Below are 16,597 nucleotides of genomic sequence, written 5' to 3'. Positions count from 1 at the left end.
GAGCAGGGCCCTTGCGGAGAATCGGAAGCAATGCGAGCATCGCCGCCAAATGAAACGCTCGGCTTCTGATTCTCCGCTTCTCTTTGATATCCCACTCGCGCCTGACTTTTCTGAAGAGAAAAGATTGCTTGCGCGCGGACTGAAACACATCGTCGGCATAGATGAAGCAGGACGTGGACCTTTGGCCGGTCCTGTCGTGGCTGCTGCCGTGGTGCTCGATATCGACAACCTCCCAAACGGTCTGGACGATTCCAAGCGTCTCACGGCTGTAAAGCGCGAAGCGCTCTACGAAACCATTCTGGAAAAAGCCATCACCGTTTCGGTGGCAAGCCTCAGCGCGCGCAGCATCGATGCAAGCGATATCAGGAAAGCCGCGCTTGAAGCCATGCGTCGCGCTTCTGCCGGCCTGACCTTGCAGCCATGCCATGCGCTGATTGACGGACGCGATGTTCCGCCCGGACTACCCTGCCCCGGATCTGCTCTGGTCAAAGGCGATCAGCGTTCCGTCTCCATCGCCGCGGCCTCCATCGTCGCCAAGGTAACGCGCGACCGTATGATGATCCGTGCCGGAGCGGCGCATCCACCTTACGGACTGGAAATCCATGCGGGCTACGCGACTGTGAAACATCGTGCCGCCATCGAAACGACTGGCCCCGTTCCCGGTATCCACCGCTATACTTTCGCGCCCATCAAAGGCCGTTACAGCGTTTAAACAGTTGCAAGCTTGGCCGCGAAGCCGAAAAGCAGCGCTGCAAAGCCCCAGCGCTGTACCGACTGTATGGCAGGATAACGTTTAAACAGGCTTCCGAGCGACGAACCTGTAAAGGCGTAGATTGTGTCGAACGACAATCCCACGATCGTCATCACGGTCCCCAGCAACGCGAACTGGAGCGTAATGCTGCCATTTTCGGGATGAACGAAGTGCGGCAGCAGGACCGAACAGAAAAGCAACGCTTTCGGGTTGAGCAGATTGGTGAGGAGACCCTTGCGCGCCGAAGCCAGATAGGACCGGCGTTCGCGCACGCCGCCAGATGCATCCACTGTCGGCAAGGGGTTGCGCAGAATGCCGATGGCAATCCAGACCAGATAGCAGGCACCGATGATCCGGACGAACTGAAACGCGACAGGAAAAGCATGAAGAAGTGCAGCCAGACCAAGTGCGGCAAGGGCGACGTGACAAGCGCGCGCGATTGCAAGCCCTGCTGCCGCTGCAAGCGCATGTGTCCTGCCCTGTGCTGCACCAGTCTGGAGGAGCAGAAGCATATCCGGTCCCGGAATAAGAAATGCAGCAGCCAGTGCACCTGCATATAACCACATCTCGCTCATCGATATCGTCCACCAGAGCATTTCCAGCAAAAGCGCGAAGCAGTTTTGCGTAGGCTAATGCGAAAAAAGAGAGTGCCAGCCGGTCCGCTATGCGAAGCAGCTGCATGGTCGAAACTATGCGGAGATAGATGCGCATGTCCTTGCGATTTGTGGCGAAATGTTACGGCTTTGTGGTACATTCTGCCAACATAACAACTATGATTGTCGGATTATGCCAACACTGAAACTGGACGCTATCGACCGCAAAATACTGACCGCACTCCAGGACGATGCGCGGCTCTCCAATGTGCAATTGGCGGAGAAAATTGGTCTGTCGCCCTCTCCGTGCCTGCGGCGCGTCAAGATGCTCGAAAAGGCAGGCGTCATTCAAGGCTATCATGCAGCGCTGGATCGAAACGCAGTCGGGCTTGGATTGACTGTTTTCGTGGGCATCCGGGTGGAGCGCCATCACGAGGAAACCGCGACGGCGTTTCGCACCTCCGTGCAGAATCTGCCGGAGGTCTTTTCATGCCATCTCGTGTCGGGAGCATCCGACTTTCTGCTGCAGGTGGTGGTGCCTGATCTCGCAGCCTATGAGCGCTTTCTAACCGGCACGCTGCTGCGGCTTCCCGGCGTGATCGACATTCGGAGCAACTTCGCCATCCAGACGGTCAAGTCACAGGGAGAGCTGCCGCTCGCCCATCTCACGGGCCTCAAGGACTGACCTCACCTCGCACCATCGAAGGACCATCATGCCGGATATTGTCAGTGCAGTTCTTGTCGGCTCTCAGGGCGTTCTTCTGGGCCGTCGCAGTCCGGATCGCCGCGCCTATCCAAACCGTTGGAGCTTTCCGGGCGGTCACGTTGAAGCAGGAGAGAGTTTTGAACGCGCACTCCAACGGGAAATCCAAGAGGAGATCGGACTAACGCTTCACTCGTTTTCGTTCCTCACCACTATAGAGACCGCAAGTCCGGCAGCGTCATTCCACCTCTTTACCGTCACCGCCTGGGGCGGCCGCCCTGCCATTCGCGACCAGGAACATACGGAACTGCGGTGGTTCATGCCAGAGGAAGCCTGCGCACTGGATGACCTTGCTTTGGAGGAATATCGACCGTTGTTTCACAAATTGGGTGGCATGGCAGCCAGCCGCTGATCAGACTGAGTCGAAATTGATTTCTCAATCCGGAAAACAAAAACGCCGCCCTTTCGAGGCGGCGTTTTCTAGAAAACTGTATAAGCCGGGATTAGTTCAGGTTCGACTTGACCTGCGACAGAGCATCCTTGAACAGGTTGCCTGCGACCTTCGTGTCGACCTTGTCGGCAACGATCTTGCCAGCTGCAGCAACCGCCAGATCGACCGCCGAAGCGCGAACTGCGTTGATGGCATCGACTTCAGCCGTTGCGATCTTCTGCTCGGCAAGCTTGTTGCGGCGTGCAACATATTCTTCCGTCGCGCGCTTGGCGTCTTCGAGAAGTGCCTTGGCTTCACGCTCGGCGGAAGCAACGATGTCGCCTGCTTCCTTTTCGGCTTCCTTGCGCTTGCGATGATATTCGGCCAGCAGCTGCTGGGCCTCTTCACGAAGCGTGCGGGCCTCTTCCAGTTCGTTCTTGATGCGGTCAGCGCGCTCATCGAGCGAACGACCGACCATGCCCGGAACCTTCAGGTAAGCCAGGATTGCCAGAAAGATAATGAGGCCAATCAGTGCCCAAAATGTAGCGTCCATTGTCCTCTCCTCAGGCGTTCGAAGCCTTGACGGCTGCTGTTACCGAAGCCTTGTCGGCCTTGGTGCCCAGAAGCTGTTCGACGATCTCTGCCGTGGTTTCCTCGGCAATGTTGCCGACGTCGTTCATGGCCTTGGCCTTGATCGCGGCGATACGTTCTTCAGCTTCCTTGAGCTTGCCTTCAAGTGCTGCTTCGGCCGTAGCGCGTTCTGCGTCGGCTTCGCCCTTGCCCTTTTCACGAGCAGCTTCGGCGATCGAAGCAGCCTTGGTGCGGGCCTGGGTCAGTTCCTGCTCGTAAGCAGCAATAGCATTGTCGGCATCCTGCTTGAGGCGGGCTGCCTGCTCGAGATCCTGAGCGATACGGTCGCGACGGGTTTCGATCACGCCGCCGATGCGCGGCAGAACCACGCGCGACATGAACAGATAGAAAAGCCCGAAGGTGATCGCGAGCCAAAGGATCTGCGATGCGTAATGGGTGGAATCAAACGGCGGGAATACGCCGCTGCCGTGTCCGGCATCGTTGGCGACCCCGGTTTCGGTGTGCACAGCATCGGCTGCGCCGTGCTCGCCAGCAGCAGGTGCCGGTTGCGATTCGGTGGCGGTTTGGGCAAACGCCGTGGACACGAACATCCAGATTTCCCCTTTAATCCAGCACGATCTGATCCAGATGGAGAGGGATCATGCCTTACTCAGACGTCATATGCAAAGGCCAGCCGCGCTGCATTTCAAGATACAGATCGCGGCCAGCCAGTTCCTTGCAACCGTTGATTAGACGGCGAAGAGGAGCAGAAGCGCGATGAGCAGCGAGAAGATGCCCAGAGCTTCCGTAACGGCGAAACCGAACACCAGACGGCCGAACTGGCTGTCAGCAGCGGACGGGTTGCGCAGAGCGCCGGAGAGGTATTGGCCAAAGATATTGCCGAGGCCGAGAGCCGTACCGGCCATACCGAAACAGGCGAGACCGGCGCCGATGTACTTTGCTGCTTCCGCTTCCATGTTAAGCTCCTTCTGGATTGAATATAAGCGCGGATTTCAGTTCTGGCGGTCGCCCGCCGGCTTGAACTCAGTGTCCCGGATGTACTGCGTCGTTGATGTACATGCAGGTGAGAACGGTAAACACGTAGGCCTGCAGGAAGGCTACGAGGAATTCGAGTGCGGTGATCGCCACCGTCATGATCAGCGGCAGGACAGCGCCGCCGATGCCGATGGGCCCAAGTGCGGCCAGCGAGACGACAAAGCCCGCAAAAACCTTGAGCGTGATATGGCCAGCAAGCATGTTCGCAAAGAGACGAACCGAGAGGCTGATCGGACGCGACAGGAACGAGATGATTTCGATGGCGACAACCAGCGGCACGATGATGCCGGGAACACCGCTCGGCACGAACAGCTTGAGGAAGCCGAGACCGTGCTTAAAGAAACCGTAGACAATGACCGTACCGATGACCAGAACCGCAAGCGCGAAGGTCACGATGATCTGGCTCGTAACCGTATAGAAATACGGGAAGAGACCGAGGAAATTTGCGACCAGAACGAACATGAAGAGCGAGAAGACGAAGGGGAAGAACTTCATGCCCTTCGACCCTGCTGAATCCCGCAGGCTGGTGGCCACAAATTCGTAAGCCATTTCCGACACCGACTGAAGACGGGTCGGGATCAGGCCGCGGCCCGAAGACGTCAGATAAAGGAAGCCCGAAGCGACCACGACGGTTGCGACCATGAAGGCCGAAACGTTCGTGAACGAAAGGTCCACACCGCCTACATCGATGGGAATCCACCGGGAAACCTGAAACTGATGGATCGGATCGTTCGCCACCTTAACCTCGTCTGTCTTCCCTGCCCGAAGGCAATTTGGCCTGCCCGAAGGCGATTTGGTCTGCCCGAAGGCGTTTCAGTCTCGGACCAGAAGGCCCACTTGTTCACTTACACTTGAACGAACTTTACCGTGAAGCCCGTCAAGTCCTATTTCTTGTCGTTCTTTTCCGCGCTAGATTTAATGTTAGCCTGTTCGGCAACATATCCAGCGGAACGAAGCACGTTGAGGACGCCCGCACCGAAGCCCAGAAGGAGAAATACGATCAATCCCCAGGGCGACGTGCCAGCGACACGATCGATGAACCAGCCAATCAGCGCACCGACCAGAACCCCTGCGATAAACTCGCTGGAAATCTTCATGGCCTGCGCGACCGAGCTTGCAGTCGCCGATCGCTCATCCTCGGAAGCCGGCTGCTTGAGCACACCCTTCTTGGCCAGTTCGGCCTCCAGGCGGTTCAAACGCTGATCCAGCCCCCCGGAACCGGGTTCGTTCTTCGCATTCTTGATCGCACCGGATGGCTTTCCGGGTTCAGTCCCGCGCGCCATTGGCAGCTCCTTTTTTCAAGAAATACGAGAATTTCAATCCCATTTCCAAGTTGCGCGCAACATATTGACACGCCGCCCGCTAGTCAAGGCGGTGCAGGCATTGCTCCAAAAGGTTTTTTATCAAGCAATCTCAATTACTTAGATATTAGTGCGACTCATTTTCCGACCAAAGGATCAGATTGGCCACATTATTGGCTAAAAAAACGGAATCGATTTCGGATGATCATGCCGCATTCAAGGCAGGAGGAAAGTCGGCCTTATGCGCCTGTTCGACCTTTTAGTCCGCTAACAAAAACGTGACTTGAAATCGGCCGATCCCTTTATTGCCGCGAGAAGGAGCAATCAGCTCCATCCGCCGCCATAGGTGCGATAGAAGATGTGGAGACCGATCTTGGCGACCTTCTTCATGGTCGGGGCCCAGAACGGACGAACATAGGTCGCATGATAATGGGTGGCGGAGCCAACTTCCGGCAGCCATATCTGACCGGCAGAGACGGTCTTTGCCACCTGCTGCGCCATGCGCCATTGCGGCATTTCGGTCACGCGGTGCTTCTGGCCGTCGCAGGCGAAGGAAAACTGGCAGGCATTGAGCCAGTCGCGATTCTGGTAGACCACACCGCAGATCGATCCCGGATAGGCGGGATTGCGCACGCGGTTGAGGACGACCTGGGCGACGGCAACCTGCCCCTTCACCGTTTCGCCGCGCGCTTCATAATAGACAGCCTCGGCAAGGCACTTCTGTTCGCCCTTGCTGAAAGCGGAAGGCGGCAGTGGCGTAGCCGCCCATTCGTGGTCCTTCTCACCGATCGGTGGCACGAAGCGGCCTTCGTCCGGCTGGGGCTTCAAAATGCTTTCAAAGGGCGATGTCTTGCCATAGTCCGGCGTCGCAGGCGCATAACCAAGGGCCAGCGCATCCGGCTGGTCATTGGTAATGAGCTTGGCGAGCTGGGTCGGCATTTCGGAGCGCGGCTTCGGCGGTTTGACCGCATGGAACGCCATGGTGATGGCGACTTCCTTGCCCTCCAATTTGTTAGAGAAGGCCATTTTCGCGTCCGTCTTTTCCGGCGGACGCGTGATCATGCTGATCTTGTCGAACATGCTGCCGGCAGTGAAGGCCTTGGCGGGCGCCTTGGGCTTCACCGAGACGAGGCGGCCCGTCTTGTCGGAGCGATTGATGCGGTTTTCGTCCGGGTTCGGATCGTCCGGGCCGAGCTTGGCTGTCTTTTTACCCCCGGACAGCGCAACACGACCGATGCCCGGCACTTCGATGCCGTTGGTTGCGATGCTGCCCGTTACCGTCGTTGCATCCACGAACGGCATTTCGGCCTGATGTACGGAGCCGACCGGTGCCTTGGCAACAAAGGCAGTCCAGCGATGCGATCCCAGATCGGCCGACGGCACCAGGCTCGCCATATCCTGAAAGGCAATCGCATTGGAATTAAAAAGATAAGTCATGGCCGCCAGAACCAGCGGCACCAGACGGTGCGGTTTATGAACTGTCTGGCGTGGCTTTGCCCTTACGGCGTAATAGCGTCCCTCTTCCGGGCAATAGCCCGTGACAGGGTAATGCCACACCGGCTCGGCAACGGCCTTCCTTCGACCAAACAGCGCTCGTAAAGATACAAGACGCACCGCACACTCCACTCACACTGACTAAACTGATGCGGTGATAACGAAGTATTAACCTTGCCCACTGGGTGCAGGACACGCTTGCAGCTCTGGCGAATACAGTCATTATCAGCAGCGCGTTAACCATGAACGAATATGGTTAATGCGGGGTTTAAGCAGTTTCAGCTTTGCGAAAACCGAATTGCTGTAGTGAGGAGGTGCATCATGGACAAGGTTACGGGTGGATGCCTGTGCGGCACTGTCCGCTTTGAAGCAACGGGACAACCATATCGGGTCGGTATCTGTCACTGCCTCGACTGTCGCAAGCACCATGGAGCCCTGTTTCACGCTTCAGCGATATTTCCCGAAGCTGCGGTTACGGTCGAGGGAGAGACCCGTGACTATGCGGGACGATTTTTCTGTCCGCGTTGCGGGTCGCCTGTTTTCGGGCGCAGCGCGGATGAAGTCGAAATCAATCTCGGTTCACTCGACGCACCGGACCAGTTCAAGCCGACCTATGAACTCTGGACCATTCGCCGCGAATCCTGGCTGCCGCCATTCCCGGACATGAAGGGTTATGAGCGCGACCGCGATGGGTCGAGCCGCTTCGAGGATTAGAGTGCATCCCGAAAAATGTGAAACGCTTGGCTGCACAGGGAAATCAGTCCAGTGGATTGATTTCTGATCCTGCTTCGACCAGACCAAGATGCGTGAAAAAACAAATACAATATAGCACTCCCGACACTTCCATTTTATTTAAAGTGGAAATGCTCCTGGCGTCATCTTTTCTTTAATGACAAACGTTCTATTTGTGATGAAGATAGTATCGTCAAAGTTTCGGGGAGGAATTTATGCAGGTTTTGAAAATCGGGGTTATCGGGGTGGCGTTCAGTGCTTTTGCAATCATTGCCACAGCGCAAGCCGACGACTGCCAGAACGCCAGTTCGCAGTCCGCACTCAATGAATGCTATGGCAAAGCCTACAAGAAATCGGATGCCGAGCTGAACAAGATCTTCAAGACCTTGCAGCGCCGCGCCGACGATGCGGACCTGAAGAAAAAGCTGGTTCAGTCGCAACGGACATGGATCGCCTTTCGCGACGCCGAATGCGACATGCAGACAGTTGGTGGCGGCAGTATTTCCGGCATGGCCTATTCGATCTGCCTGTCCGACCTGACGGCGGAGCGCGTCAGCGACCTCAAGAAATATCTCAAATGCGAGGAAGGCGACAGCAACTGCCCCTTCCCCACCGCCAGCAACTGATCAGTTCCGGCTCTCATAGGCGGCATCGAAGAATGCCTTTTCCAGTTCGACTGCTCGCCGGAAGAACTGCTGGCATTGTTCTGCCGCTGCCGGGCCGACCCTATCGAGTTCCGAGCGCAGGAAACCGACAAATTCCACGAAGTATGGATTGTCATGCAGCACGATCCATTCGGCGAAAATAAAATCGTCAGGCAGAGGCTTTGGCGCTTTTTCAGCCCAGTCGAGATAAAGCCATTCGGCAACGGTCAGCACCGACAGGCAGACCGCATAGGAGCCTGAACGCGCAGCTTCCAGCATCAGTTCCTTGAATGCAGCGGTTGGCGTCGCATCAGGTGTATCGAAACGCTCGGCGTCAGCGACTGCGAGTTTCGCAAAGGAGCGTTCGAAATAGGAGTTCTCATCGCTGCTGATCATGCCGATGAAACGGCCCAATGTCAGCTTGGCTTCCATCCTGTCGCAATTGACCAGCGTTCCACCCAGCAGTGACAGAAAGCAGTCGATAAAGCGATGATCCTGTACCAGATAGCGCGTCATGACATCAGGTGCGACCGTGCCCGTATAGATTTCACCGACGAGGCGATGGCCGACGGCTTGCGACCAGAATGGTTCGGCGTCCTGACGAAGATTGTCGGTAAAACGACCGGCTTTGACATCACTTGGCATGGAAAGACCGACTCCTTGCTATTTTCACGGCCGGACCTTATCGGCGCCATCCGGCATCGGCAATGAGCATGTCAAAATCCCCTATGCATCGCCCGCAGATTGGTTATGCTGCTGAAATGAAGTGGACATTTTTCTGAGGGGAACGATGAACACGTACTTTTCGCCTGCCCGTGCGGCACTTCTGCTTGCTGTTGCGATAGCTCTTCCGGCAGGAAGCGCATTCGCCAAATCCGCTTGCGATGGTGTGACGACAACGCTCACCAAACAGCAGAAAACAGACTACAGGTCTTTCATCGCGCAAAGTCTCGGCAAGAAAGTCAAACCGGCTTCCGTCAGCATCGAGAGCTTCATGCAATATGGCAACTGGTCCGTCGTCTATGCGGATGTTCCGGTGGCCGATCCCGGCTATTTCTTTTTCGACCTTTCCAGTAAACCGCCGAAACTGAAAGACATCTGGGGCGGGATGGCTGAAAGAAACGAGATACCCGATCTTGTCAAATGGGCGGAAAAGCTGGGCGCCAACAAGGAAATTGCCGCCTGCTTTGCCGATACGGCAACCGCTTCGTAAGTTCGAGAAACCTACACTCAACTTTCACTGACCCAATTGACGCCAGTGCCCGTAAGATGATTGACGGAGCAACGCAAACTTGCCACCTACTCATCACGCAATTTTTGAATCCAAGGTATAATTATAATACAGTTTACCAAGGCATTTATAGCTGGCTTTGCCGGTGTCATCAGCAGCCTCCTTACATGCAATACCGCCACAGCAGAACTCATGAATCTGCGCGTGAGTAGCACATCCATGATGCCCGTCTTTGGGCCAGGCGATGTCGTCGCTGCAACCAGCTATAGACCACAGGAAAAGATCGAGCGCGGCGATCTCGTCGTCTATACTGTTGACTACGTTTCGAAGGAATTGTCGGGCGATGTACCGATCAAAGCTGAATTCCTCGGGCGAGTGATCGGGCTGCCCGGTGAAACGGTCAAAATCGAGAACGGCATACCGCTTATCAACGGAAAAGCACTCGCAACAACGAAGATCACATCAACAATTGATGATGGATGCCCTGAAGAAACCGTGTCGAACTCTTATTATCAGTGCCGTTTCGTGCGTGAGACAATACCGGAAGGTAAGAGCTATGTTCTTCTGAATACGGTCGATCATGGCTTTATTGACAACGTCAAGGAGAAGGCACTCGCTCGCGGCCAATATTATATCATGGGAGACAATCGCGATAACGCCAACGATAGCCGAGGAAAGTATGTTGGCCTCGTATCGAAAGACCGGATCAAGGGCAAGATTCGTATGGTGTCTGCATCAGTCCGCAAGCCAGACCGGGAGTGGCGATTGGAAGGTTTTCCAGGCCTGAAGTGAACCATCCTCCAACCACACTTAATCGTGCTTCACTGACCAGCGTTCGATATCCGCGCTCTGCCCGATCAATGCGAGGCCGTTGGCGATGGAATCGAACTGGTTCGAGCTCGTCACCACGGCGTCGGGAAAGCGGTTTTCAAACACCGTGCGGATGACCGGCACGAAAGATGTGCCGCCGGTCAGGAAAACACGGTCGATAGACGAGGTTTCCAGCTCCGCTTTATCCACCGCCTGCTGCACCGACTGTTCAATCTGGCGCACATCGTCAGCGATCCAGTTTTCGAAATCGTTGCGCGTGATGTCGGAGCGGATTTCGAAATCGTCGGCTTTAAAGTGCAGTTCCGACATGCGCTGCGATGAAAGCCTTACCTTCAGGTCTGAAACGGCGCGGTATATCTCGTAACCGTAATCGTTCTCGATCAGGTTGATGAAATGTTCGAGCGGTTTCGGATCAACCGCTTGCCGGGCCAGTTCGTCCAGATCGCGAATGGTCGCTGGAGAGTTCATCAGGAACAGCGTGTTCCAGCGCGCAAAATTTGCATAATAATGGTTCGGTATGGTCAGCCTTTTGCCGAAGGACTGGTATTCCGTACCCTTTCCAAGCAGCGGCGAAACGGCATTGTCGATGATGCGATAGTCGAATGTATCGCCTGCAATGCCCAGACCTGTCTGGCTGAGCGGCGTAAAGCTGAGGCCATTCTTGCCCACTTCGAAGCGCACGATGGAAAAGTCGCTCGTACCGCCGCCGAAGTCGGCCACCAGAACGGTGGATGCTGCATTCAGTTCCTGCGCATAGAAATAAGCCGCGGCAACCGGCTCATAGACGTAGTGAATATCGGTAAAGCCGAACGCCCGGAACGCCTTCTCATAGCGCTGCATGGCCAGCGCTTCATCCGGCGAAGCGCCCGCAAAGATCACCGGCCTGCCGATAACCACGCGATTGCCCTTTGGTGGCAGGCGGTCGCCCAGCCGCGCGGCGACCGTTTCGAGGAAGGTCGCCAGAATATCCTCGAACTTGAACCGCTTGCCGAAAACCGGCGTATCGGTGAAGGATTTCGATGCCGCGAATGTCTTGAACGATTGCAGCATACGCGTGGAATGCGGCGCGTTGACGAACGCGTCCATCGCCCAAGGTCCGCTTTCAACGGTGCGCTCGCCGGTTTCGCGATCTTGCCAGAAGCAAAGGATCGAGCGGTAGCCGGTAATATCCACGCCATCCTTCGGCACGCTCAGGACGACCGTGGTTCCATCGGGTGCAGCCACGGACAGAACGGTGTTCGTCGTGCCGAAGTCGATGCCCAATGTCACGCCGTCAAAACGGCTCTGGTCAGCCTTCGTCATCACTACACCTTCTTTGGAGAAAACCGGAGAGCGGGCGAATTAGCAGCCGCGCAAGCCAAGCTCAACCTGAAATTACCAAATTAAATGCCGGTTATGATCACGATCGCGATCATCGCGGTCCAGATGAGAAAAATTTCCGGTCGCGCAAATGTTAATGCGTGTTTCCAAAGTTTACATGACCTCCTTCTTCTGCCTGTTAGGTTTCACCGCCGCATCTGGAGTGGTTCGTCTTTCACTCATATCCCCTGAACTGCTCCGCTTATTTGTTTTCACCGCCTTCGCAATGTCCGGATGTTTTCGATCCGGCTTCGCTATGCTCAAGGTTACCCAACAAATGAAAGCGATACTCATGGCGTTTCTCTCACGTACGGTTCTTGCCACTGTCCTCCTTTCGGCCAGTGCGCTTTCCCACGCTGCAAATGCTCAGGAGACAGCCAATCAGCCGATAGCAAGTGGCTATCACAGCAGCGGTCAGGCCACCGCAGAGGTGAGCGGCGTCGTGGCAGATGGCGACAAGCTGACCGTCAAGGTCCGTTTCATCAATGCCAAGGAAGGCGGAAGCGTTTCGACAACGCTTTATACCGCGCTGTCGGACAAGGATTACGAGAATGACTATTATCTTCTCGCAGGCGACAAGAAATATCTTCTGCTGAAAGATTCCGAAGGCAAACCGCTGGCTCCGGCATCGGTTTCCCTTTTCGGTAATGGCCATGTTGTGGGCGTCTGGCATGGCGTCTTTCCCGCGCCACCGAAGGGCCAGAAGGTGACGCTCTATATCAAGGGGGTCGAGCCGCTCGGGCCTTTCGCTGTTCCCGCCGAATAGGGGCTGGCCATGACCAATCAGATCAAAGGTTGCATCGCTCTTGGCCTCGCCCTGCTTTGCCTGCCATCCGTCGCGACCGCGCAGAATACAAGCGCAGACAACAGCGCTTATATTCGCGACCTCGTGCCCGAAATCCGTGATCTGGTTTCGGCATCGGGCAGTACCGATGGCAAGGCGCGTGGCCTGTCCGGTGCGGCACAGGAGATTGTCGAGAAGAGCGGCAATATCACCATGCGCGAAACCGATGACAGCATCGTCCTTTCCGTGACGAGCGATATTCTGTTCGATTTCGATAGCGCCAAACTGACCGGCAAAGCCAAGGCAACGCTGACCGATATTGCCAGAATATTGGAAAGCATGCCGGATTCCGCCGTCCGTGTGGTGGGCCATACGGATTCCAAGGGGTCTGACAGCTATAACGACAAGCTGTCGAAAAACCGCGCCGATGCGGTTACCAAATTTCTCGTCGGCAATGGTGTCCCATCTGCACGGTTGAAGCCGGAAGGACATGGCGAAAGCGAACCTGTCGCGCCCAACGAGATCAAGGGCAAGGACAATCCCGATGGTCGGGCGCAGAACCGGCGTGTCGAATTTGTGCTGCCCAAGGCGTGAAGTCGCTCCCCCTTTCAAACAAAAAAGCCCGGAGCAATCCGGGCTTCTCTCTCTACGGCGTTTATTTCTTTTTCTTCGCGCGGCCTGCGAACGGATTATCCGAAGTGCGCAATGACAGCCTTATCGGCACACCCGGCATATCGAAAGTTTCACGCAGACCGTTGATGAGATAGCGCACATAGGATTGCGGCATCGCATCGGGGCGCGAGCAGGACACAACGAAGCCCGGCGGACGGGTTTTCACCTGCGTCATATATTTTACCTTCAGGCGGCGGCCAGAAACTGCCGGTGGCGGCTGATGCGCGATGACGCCAGCCAGCCAGCGGTTGAGACGTCCGGTCGAAACGCGGCGGTTCCAGATTTCGTGGGTCTTGACGACATTCTCCATGAGCTTGTCGATACCCTGTCCGCGCTCGCCGGAAATCGGCACGGCGCGAAGCCCGCGCACCTGCGGCAGCAGGCGGGCCGTCTTTTCGTAAAGATCGGCCAGAACCATCTGGCGGTCCTCGATCAGATCCCATTTGTTGAATGCGATGATCGGTGCCCGGCCTTCACGGATGATGAGATCGGCAATCTGCAGATCCTGCTTTTCAAACGGGATCGTCGCATCGAGCACGATGATGACGACTTCCGCAAAACGGATCGCACGCAGGCCGTCAGCAACCGAAAGCTTTTCGAGCTTTTCCTGCACGCGCGACTTGCGGCGCAAACCGGCCGTGTCAAACAGCTTGATCTTGCGGCCACGCCATTCCCAATCTACCGAGATCGAGTCACGGGTGATGCCTGCTTCCGGTCCGGTCAGCAGGCGGTCTTCACCGAGCATCGTGTTAATGAGCGTCGACTTGCCAGCGTTGGGTCGGCCGACAATGGCGATCCGCAGCGGCTTGGTCGCATCATAGGCCGGGATTTCTTCTTCATCCGGGTCTTCGATGTCATCGCCGATCAGTTCACCGACAGCCTTCGGCGTGAAAACCTCGTCGGCAACTTCCTCTTCCTTCTCGTCGGCGAAGACGCGCTCTTCGCCCAGAAGCTCGACAATGGCGTCACGCAGGTCTGGCATGCCTTGACCGTGTTCGGCAGAGATCGGGCACGGTTCGCCAAGGCCAAGCTGGAAAGCGTCATACATGCCGGATTGCGCGCCGCGCGCTTCCGCCTTGTTGGCGACCAGCACGACCGGCTTGCCGGAACGGCGCACCACTTCGGCAAAGGTGCTGTCGGTCGGCGTCAGGCCGTTCTTGGCGTCAACGACGAACAGGATCACGTCGGCTTCCTGGATGGCAGCCTCGGTCTGGGCGCGCATGCGCGCTTCCAGGCTGTCATTGGCAGCTTCTTCAAGACCTGCCGTATCGATGACCTGAAACTTCAGATCGTAGAGCTTGGCATCGTGGATGCGCCGGTCGCGCGTGACGCCCGGCAGGTCATCGACCAGCGCCAGCTTGCGGCCGACGAGGCGATTGAACAGCGTGGACTTGCCGACATTGGGACGCCCGACGATGGCGACTGTGAAACCCATGGGAGAAGATAACTCCAGAAACCAGAGCGGTTCCGCTTTCAACCGAAACGTGGAACCGCTCTATTTATTTATCTTGACGCGCATCTTGTCCGAAAACCGCTTCGCACTTTTCGGGATGCGCTTGTTTTATTATGTGCTTTGCGCGTCAGGCACGTTGACACCAGCGCTGCGCATCAGATCGAGCATCGTATTGGAACGCTGGCGGATATTGGCCGGAGCAAGGCTGTCATTGGCAATTTGCTGGAACAGTTTGACCGCATCATCGAAACGTTCAGCCTTCCAGGCAGCCAGACCCAACGCTTCCCGTGCGCTCGAACGCATAGGATTGCCGTCTGCGGAAAGCGTCTCGACGTGCTTGGCGACGTCGTCGTAGGAACCGCTGTCGACCAGCAGATAACCGGCACGCAGGCGCGCGACATCGCGAAGCGGTGCAGGCACGGCGTTATCGGCAGCAACCTCATCGAACGCCTTCACGGCACCGGCTGCATCGCCCTTGTCAGCGATAACCGACGCGGCGCGAAGACGCGCCAGCACCGGATAGGAGCCGTAGCCGGTCTTTTCCAGATCGTCGAGCGCAGTCAGCGCTTCGTCGTTTTTGCCTTCCGAGGCGAGGTCCAGTGCGGCGAGGAACTTGTCACCGGAAGCGGAAGCCTTGCTGTCGACCCAGTGCTGATAGCCGACCCAGCCAGCTGTTCCCAGAACAATGGCCACAGCGCCGCCGATCAACAGCGGACCGAAATTCCGCCAGATCTGCTTTGCCCGTTCCGAACGGATTTCCTCGTTTACCTCGCGAATGAAACTGTCGTCTGCCATGGACCTGCCACTAAAGCCAAATTGATGTTCGTATTTGTTCGTTCTGGCGCTTTTAGTCGCATTTCGCGCCATATGTAAGACCCGTCAGCGAAATAAGCCGAAACACGTGTCACAAAGTGCATTTCGGTCCGACAATAGCCTTATTCAAGAACTAGCAACGGAATTTCTGGAACTATTCCTCTTCCCCCTCGTTTCGTGGTCCATGCGCATCCTGTCCCCCCGCCCTGTTCTTTTGTCCGCCCTGGTTCTGGCTACCTGTGCCGCACAGGCGGAACCGGTATCCACAAAGCCGCAATATGTGCTGATTTCCTTCGATGGCGCACATGACAATGCACTATGGACCCGCTCGCGCGAGCTGGCGAAGAAAAACAACGCCCATTTCACCTATTTCCTTTCCTGCGTCTTCCTGATGACCAAACAGGACCGGCGCGATTACAAGCCGCCCCATAAGCGGGCCGGTTCGTCCAATGTCGGCTTTGCGCTCGGCCGCGACGAAGTTGTCGCCCGCCTTGGCAATATCTGGCAGGCCCATCTGGAAGGCAACGAGATCGCCAGCCATGGCTGCGGTCATTTTGACGGCACTGACTGGTCGGCCGCCGACTGGGACAAGGAAATCAAAGAGTTCCGCCGCATTACCGCTGACGCCTACAAGAATAATGGCATCAGTGGCGAGCCGGAAGGCTGGCGTGATCTTGCGCTGAAGGGCATCGACGGGTTTCGCGCGCCCTATCTCGCCGCATCGAAGCCGGTGCAGGATGCGCTCAAGGCAAACGGTTTTCGCTATCAGGCATCGTCCATCACGCGTGGCCCAGAAGAGCCAACCCTTGCCGGTCAGTTTGCTTCATTTGGATTGCCGCTTGTTCCGGAAGGCCCGTCGCAACGCCCTATCGTGGCAATGGACTATAATCTTTATGTCCGTCACTCGAAGGGCAAGGAAGCGCCACAGCAATCGGCAGCTTTCGAAGAACGGGCATACAAGGCTTTCCGCACGGCATTCGACAAGCAATATACCGGCGAGCGCATTCCGCTCCAGCTCGGCTTCCATTTCGTGCTGATGAATGATGGCGCCTATTGGCGCGCCATGGAGCGGCTCGTAACGGAAGTCTGCACCAAGCCCGACGTCAAATGCACAACCTACAGCGATTATCTGGACAGTCTCGACAAGGATGCCGTCCATGCAAGCCAGAACAGGTCGTAA

The 16,597-nt window shown here is 56.4% G+C and carries 21 protein-coding genes; 10 read left to right on the top strand and 11 right to left on the bottom strand.

Features of this window, described 5'->3' with window-relative positions:
• The first annotated feature begins 49 nt into the window (after nucleotides 1-49).
• Complete coding sequence (locus LJ361_RS02310) at nucleotides 50-712, top strand: ribonuclease HII (RefSeq protein ID WP_191192341.1); 663 nt, start codon at nucleotides 50-52, stop codon at nucleotides 710-712.
• On the opposite strand, the gene LJ361_RS02305 is transcribed toward LJ361_RS02310, so the two are convergent.
• Nucleotides 709-1,326 carry a LysE family translocator gene (locus LJ361_RS02305; RefSeq protein WP_264812555.1) on the bottom strand — a complete coding sequence of 206 codons (618 nt, stop codon included), beginning with the start codon at nucleotides 1,324-1,326 and terminating at the stop codon, nucleotides 709-711. The two genes, LJ361_RS02310 and LJ361_RS02305, sit on opposite strands and share 4 nt — an antisense overlap.
• A gap of 211 nt (nucleotides 1,327-1,537) precedes the next feature.
• Here LJ361_RS02305 and LJ361_RS02300 point away from each other — a divergent pair, with 211 nt between their 5' ends.
• Both LJ361_RS02300 and LJ361_RS02295 read left to right on the top strand, forming a co-directional pair.
• Nucleotides 1,538-2,029, top strand: coding sequence for an Lrp/AsnC family transcriptional regulator (locus LJ361_RS02300; protein ID WP_264812554.1), 492 nt, complete (start codon nucleotides 1,538-1,540; stop codon nucleotides 2,027-2,029).
• Between the two features lie 28 nt (nucleotides 2,030-2,057).
• Nucleotides 2,058-2,459 (top strand): NUDIX domain-containing protein, encoded by a 402-nt coding sequence (locus LJ361_RS02295; protein WP_191192340.1) that lies wholly within the window; start codon nucleotides 2,058-2,060, stop codon nucleotides 2,457-2,459.
• Nucleotides 2,460-2,550: 91 nt separating this feature from the next.
• On the opposite strand, the gene LJ361_RS02290 is transcribed toward LJ361_RS02295, so the two are convergent.
• From LJ361_RS02290 to LJ361_RS02265, 6 genes are all read right to left on the bottom strand, one after another.
• Nucleotides 2,551-3,030, bottom strand: a complete 480-nt coding sequence (locus tag LJ361_RS02290; protein ID WP_010658323.1) for a F0F1 ATP synthase subunit B — start codon at nucleotides 3,028-3,030, stop codon at nucleotides 2,551-2,553.
• Nucleotides 3,031-3,040: 10 nt separating this feature from the next.
• Complete coding sequence (locus LJ361_RS02285) at nucleotides 3,041-3,658, bottom strand: F0F1 ATP synthase subunit B (protein WP_010658322.1); 618 nt, start codon at nucleotides 3,656-3,658, stop codon at nucleotides 3,041-3,043.
• 138 nt (nucleotides 3,659-3,796) lie between these two features.
• The gene (locus tag LJ361_RS02280) at nucleotides 3,797-4,024 is read right to left on the bottom strand and encodes a F0F1 ATP synthase subunit C (protein ID WP_002963544.1); all 228 of its coding nucleotides are present in this window, start codon (nucleotides 4,022-4,024) and stop codon (nucleotides 3,797-3,799) included.
• Between the two features lie 67 nt (nucleotides 4,025-4,091).
• On the bottom strand, nucleotides 4,092-4,841 hold the full coding sequence (locus tag LJ361_RS02275; RefSeq protein ID WP_010658321.1) for a F0F1 ATP synthase subunit A: 750 nt from the start codon (nucleotides 4,839-4,841) through the stop codon (nucleotides 4,092-4,094).
• Between the two features lie 146 nt (nucleotides 4,842-4,987).
• The gene (locus LJ361_RS02270; RefSeq protein WP_264812505.1) at nucleotides 4,988-5,386 is read right to left on the bottom strand and encodes an AtpZ/AtpI family protein; all 399 of its coding nucleotides are present in this window, start codon (nucleotides 5,384-5,386) and stop codon (nucleotides 4,988-4,990) included.
• 342 nt (nucleotides 5,387-5,728) lie between these two features.
• Entirely contained in the window at nucleotides 5,729-7,018 is a 1,290-nt protein-coding gene (locus LJ361_RS02265) for a cell wall hydrolase (RefSeq protein ID WP_012090782.1), read from the bottom strand.
• 201 nt (nucleotides 7,019-7,219) lie between these two features.
• On the opposite strand from LJ361_RS02265, the gene LJ361_RS02260 reads away from it, so the two are divergent.
• Together LJ361_RS02260 and LJ361_RS02255 are read left to right on the top strand one after the other, a co-directional pair.
• Nucleotides 7,220-7,612, top strand: coding sequence for a GFA family protein (locus tag LJ361_RS02260; protein WP_264812504.1), 393 nt, complete (start codon nucleotides 7,220-7,222; stop codon nucleotides 7,610-7,612).
• Nucleotides 7,613-7,845: 233 nt separating this feature from the next.
• Nucleotides 7,846-8,256: a lysozyme inhibitor LprI family protein gene (locus LJ361_RS02255; protein ID WP_012090780.1), complete on the top strand. Its 411-nt coding sequence runs from the start codon at nucleotides 7,846-7,848 to the stop codon at nucleotides 8,254-8,256.
• On the opposite strand, the gene LJ361_RS02250 is transcribed toward LJ361_RS02255, so the two are convergent.
• Entirely contained in the window at nucleotides 8,257-8,919 is a 663-nt protein-coding gene (locus tag LJ361_RS02250) for a TenA family protein (RefSeq protein WP_012090779.1), read from the bottom strand.
• 145 nt (nucleotides 8,920-9,064) lie between these two features.
• On the opposite strand from LJ361_RS02250, the gene LJ361_RS02245 reads away from it, so the two are divergent.
• Nucleotides 9,065-9,487: a hypothetical protein gene (locus LJ361_RS02245; protein ID WP_012090778.1), complete on the top strand. Its 423-nt coding sequence runs from the start codon at nucleotides 9,065-9,067 to the stop codon at nucleotides 9,485-9,487.
• Between the two features lie 210 nt (nucleotides 9,488-9,697).
• Entirely contained in the window at nucleotides 9,698-10,297 is a 600-nt protein-coding gene (gene lepB / locus LJ361_RS02240) for a signal peptidase I (RefSeq protein ID WP_235823019.1), read from the top strand.
• A gap of 18 nt (nucleotides 10,298-10,315) precedes the next feature.
• On the opposite strand, the gene LJ361_RS02235 is transcribed toward lepB, so the two are convergent.
• Nucleotides 10,316-11,638, bottom strand: a complete 1,323-nt coding sequence (locus LJ361_RS02235; RefSeq protein ID WP_012090776.1) for an Hsp70 family protein — start codon at nucleotides 11,636-11,638, stop codon at nucleotides 10,316-10,318.
• A gap of 334 nt (nucleotides 11,639-11,972) precedes the next feature.
• On the opposite strand from LJ361_RS02235, the gene LJ361_RS02230 reads away from it, so the two are divergent.
• Complete coding sequence (locus tag LJ361_RS02230) at nucleotides 11,973-12,461, top strand: hypothetical protein (protein ID WP_151688961.1); 489 nt, start codon at nucleotides 11,973-11,975, stop codon at nucleotides 12,459-12,461.
• 9 nt (nucleotides 12,462-12,470) lie between these two features.
• A complete protein-coding gene (locus tag LJ361_RS02225; RefSeq protein WP_191192339.1) occupies nucleotides 12,471-13,073 on the top strand; it encodes an OmpA family protein in 603 nt (200 codons plus the stop codon).
• 61 nt (nucleotides 13,074-13,134) lie between these two features.
• Here the strand turns inward: LJ361_RS02225 and der are convergent, their stop codons facing one another.
• Together der and LJ361_RS02215 are read right to left on the bottom strand one after the other, a co-directional pair.
• On the bottom strand, nucleotides 13,135-14,586 hold the full coding sequence (gene der / locus LJ361_RS02220; protein ID WP_010658311.1) for a ribosome biogenesis GTPase Der: 1,452 nt from the start codon (nucleotides 14,584-14,586) through the stop codon (nucleotides 13,135-13,137).
• 129 nt (nucleotides 14,587-14,715) lie between these two features.
• Complete coding sequence (locus LJ361_RS02215; RefSeq protein ID WP_010658310.1) at nucleotides 14,716-15,399, bottom strand: tetratricopeptide repeat protein; 684 nt, start codon at nucleotides 15,397-15,399, stop codon at nucleotides 14,716-14,718.
• Between the two features lie 202 nt (nucleotides 15,400-15,601).
• Between LJ361_RS02215 and LJ361_RS02210 the strand changes: the two genes are divergently transcribed.
• Entirely contained in the window at nucleotides 15,602-16,597 is a 996-nt protein-coding gene (locus LJ361_RS02210; protein ID WP_166943039.1) for a polysaccharide deacetylase family protein, read from the top strand.

The sequence above is a fragment of the Brucella sp. JSBI001 genome (genome assembly GCF_026014005.1).
GTDB lineage: Bacteria > Pseudomonadota > Alphaproteobacteria > Rhizobiales > Rhizobiaceae > Brucella > Brucella anthropi.
The sequence above is the reverse complement of the archived record's forward strand: the minus strand, read 5'-3'. Positions and strand labels throughout refer to the sequence as shown.

Bases quoted from the DNA above. Each gene is read 5' to 3' on its own strand.
- LJ361_RS02310 (WP_191192341.1), top strand. From the start codon at position 50: ATGAAACGCTCGGCTTCTGATTCTCCGCTTCTCTTTGATATCCCACTC.
- LJ361_RS02305 (WP_264812555.1), bottom strand. From the start codon at position 1,326: ATGAGCGAGATGTGGTTATATGCAGGTGCACTGGCTGCTGCATTTCTT.
- LJ361_RS02300 (WP_264812554.1), top strand. From the start codon at position 1,538: ATGCCAACACTGAAACTGGACGCTATCGACCGCAAAATACTGACCGCA.
- LJ361_RS02295 (WP_191192340.1), top strand. From the start codon at position 2,058: ATGCCGGATATTGTCAGTGCAGTTCTTGTCGGCTCTCAGGGCGTTCTT.
- LJ361_RS02290 (WP_010658323.1), bottom strand. From the start codon at position 3,030: ATGGACGCTACATTTTGGGCACTGATTGGCCTCATTATCTTTCTGGCA.
- LJ361_RS02285 (WP_010658322.1), bottom strand. From the start codon at position 3,658: ATGTTCGTGTCCACGGCGTTTGCCCAAACCGCCACCGAATCGCAACCG.
- LJ361_RS02280 (WP_002963544.1), bottom strand. From the start codon at position 4,024: ATGGAAGCGGAAGCAGCAAAGTACATCGGCGCCGGTCTCGCCTGTTTC.
- LJ361_RS02270 (WP_264812505.1), bottom strand. From the start codon at position 5,386: ATGGCGCGCGGGACTGAACCCGGAAAGCCATCCGGTGCGATCAAGAAT.
- LJ361_RS02260 (WP_264812504.1), top strand. From the start codon at position 7,220: ATGGACAAGGTTACGGGTGGATGCCTGTGCGGCACTGTCCGCTTTGAA.
- LJ361_RS02255 (WP_012090780.1), top strand. From the start codon at position 7,846: ATGCAGGTTTTGAAAATCGGGGTTATCGGGGTGGCGTTCAGTGCTTTT.
- LJ361_RS02250 (WP_012090779.1), bottom strand. From the start codon at position 8,919: ATGCCAAGTGATGTCAAAGCCGGTCGTTTTACCGACAATCTTCGTCAG.
- LJ361_RS02245 (WP_012090778.1), top strand. From the start codon at position 9,065: ATGAACACGTACTTTTCGCCTGCCCGTGCGGCACTTCTGCTTGCTGTT.
- lepB (WP_235823019.1), top strand. From the start codon at position 9,698: ATGAATCTGCGCGTGAGTAGCACATCCATGATGCCCGTCTTTGGGCCA.
- LJ361_RS02235 (WP_012090776.1), bottom strand. From the start codon at position 11,638: ATGACGAAGGCTGACCAGAGCCGTTTTGACGGCGTGACATTGGGCATC.
- LJ361_RS02230 (WP_151688961.1), top strand. From the start codon at position 11,973: ATGAAAGCGATACTCATGGCGTTTCTCTCACGTACGGTTCTTGCCACT.
- LJ361_RS02225 (WP_191192339.1), top strand. From the start codon at position 12,471: ATGACCAATCAGATCAAAGGTTGCATCGCTCTTGGCCTCGCCCTGCTT.
- der (WP_010658311.1), bottom strand. From the start codon at position 14,586: ATGGGTTTCACAGTCGCCATCGTCGGGCGTCCCAATGTCGGCAAGTCC.
- LJ361_RS02215 (WP_010658310.1), bottom strand. From the start codon at position 15,399: ATGGCAGACGACAGTTTCATTCGCGAGGTAAACGAGGAAATCCGTTCG.
- LJ361_RS02210 (WP_166943039.1), top strand. From the start codon at position 15,602: ATGCGCATCCTGTCCCCCCGCCCTGTTCTTTTGTCCGCCCTGGTTCTG.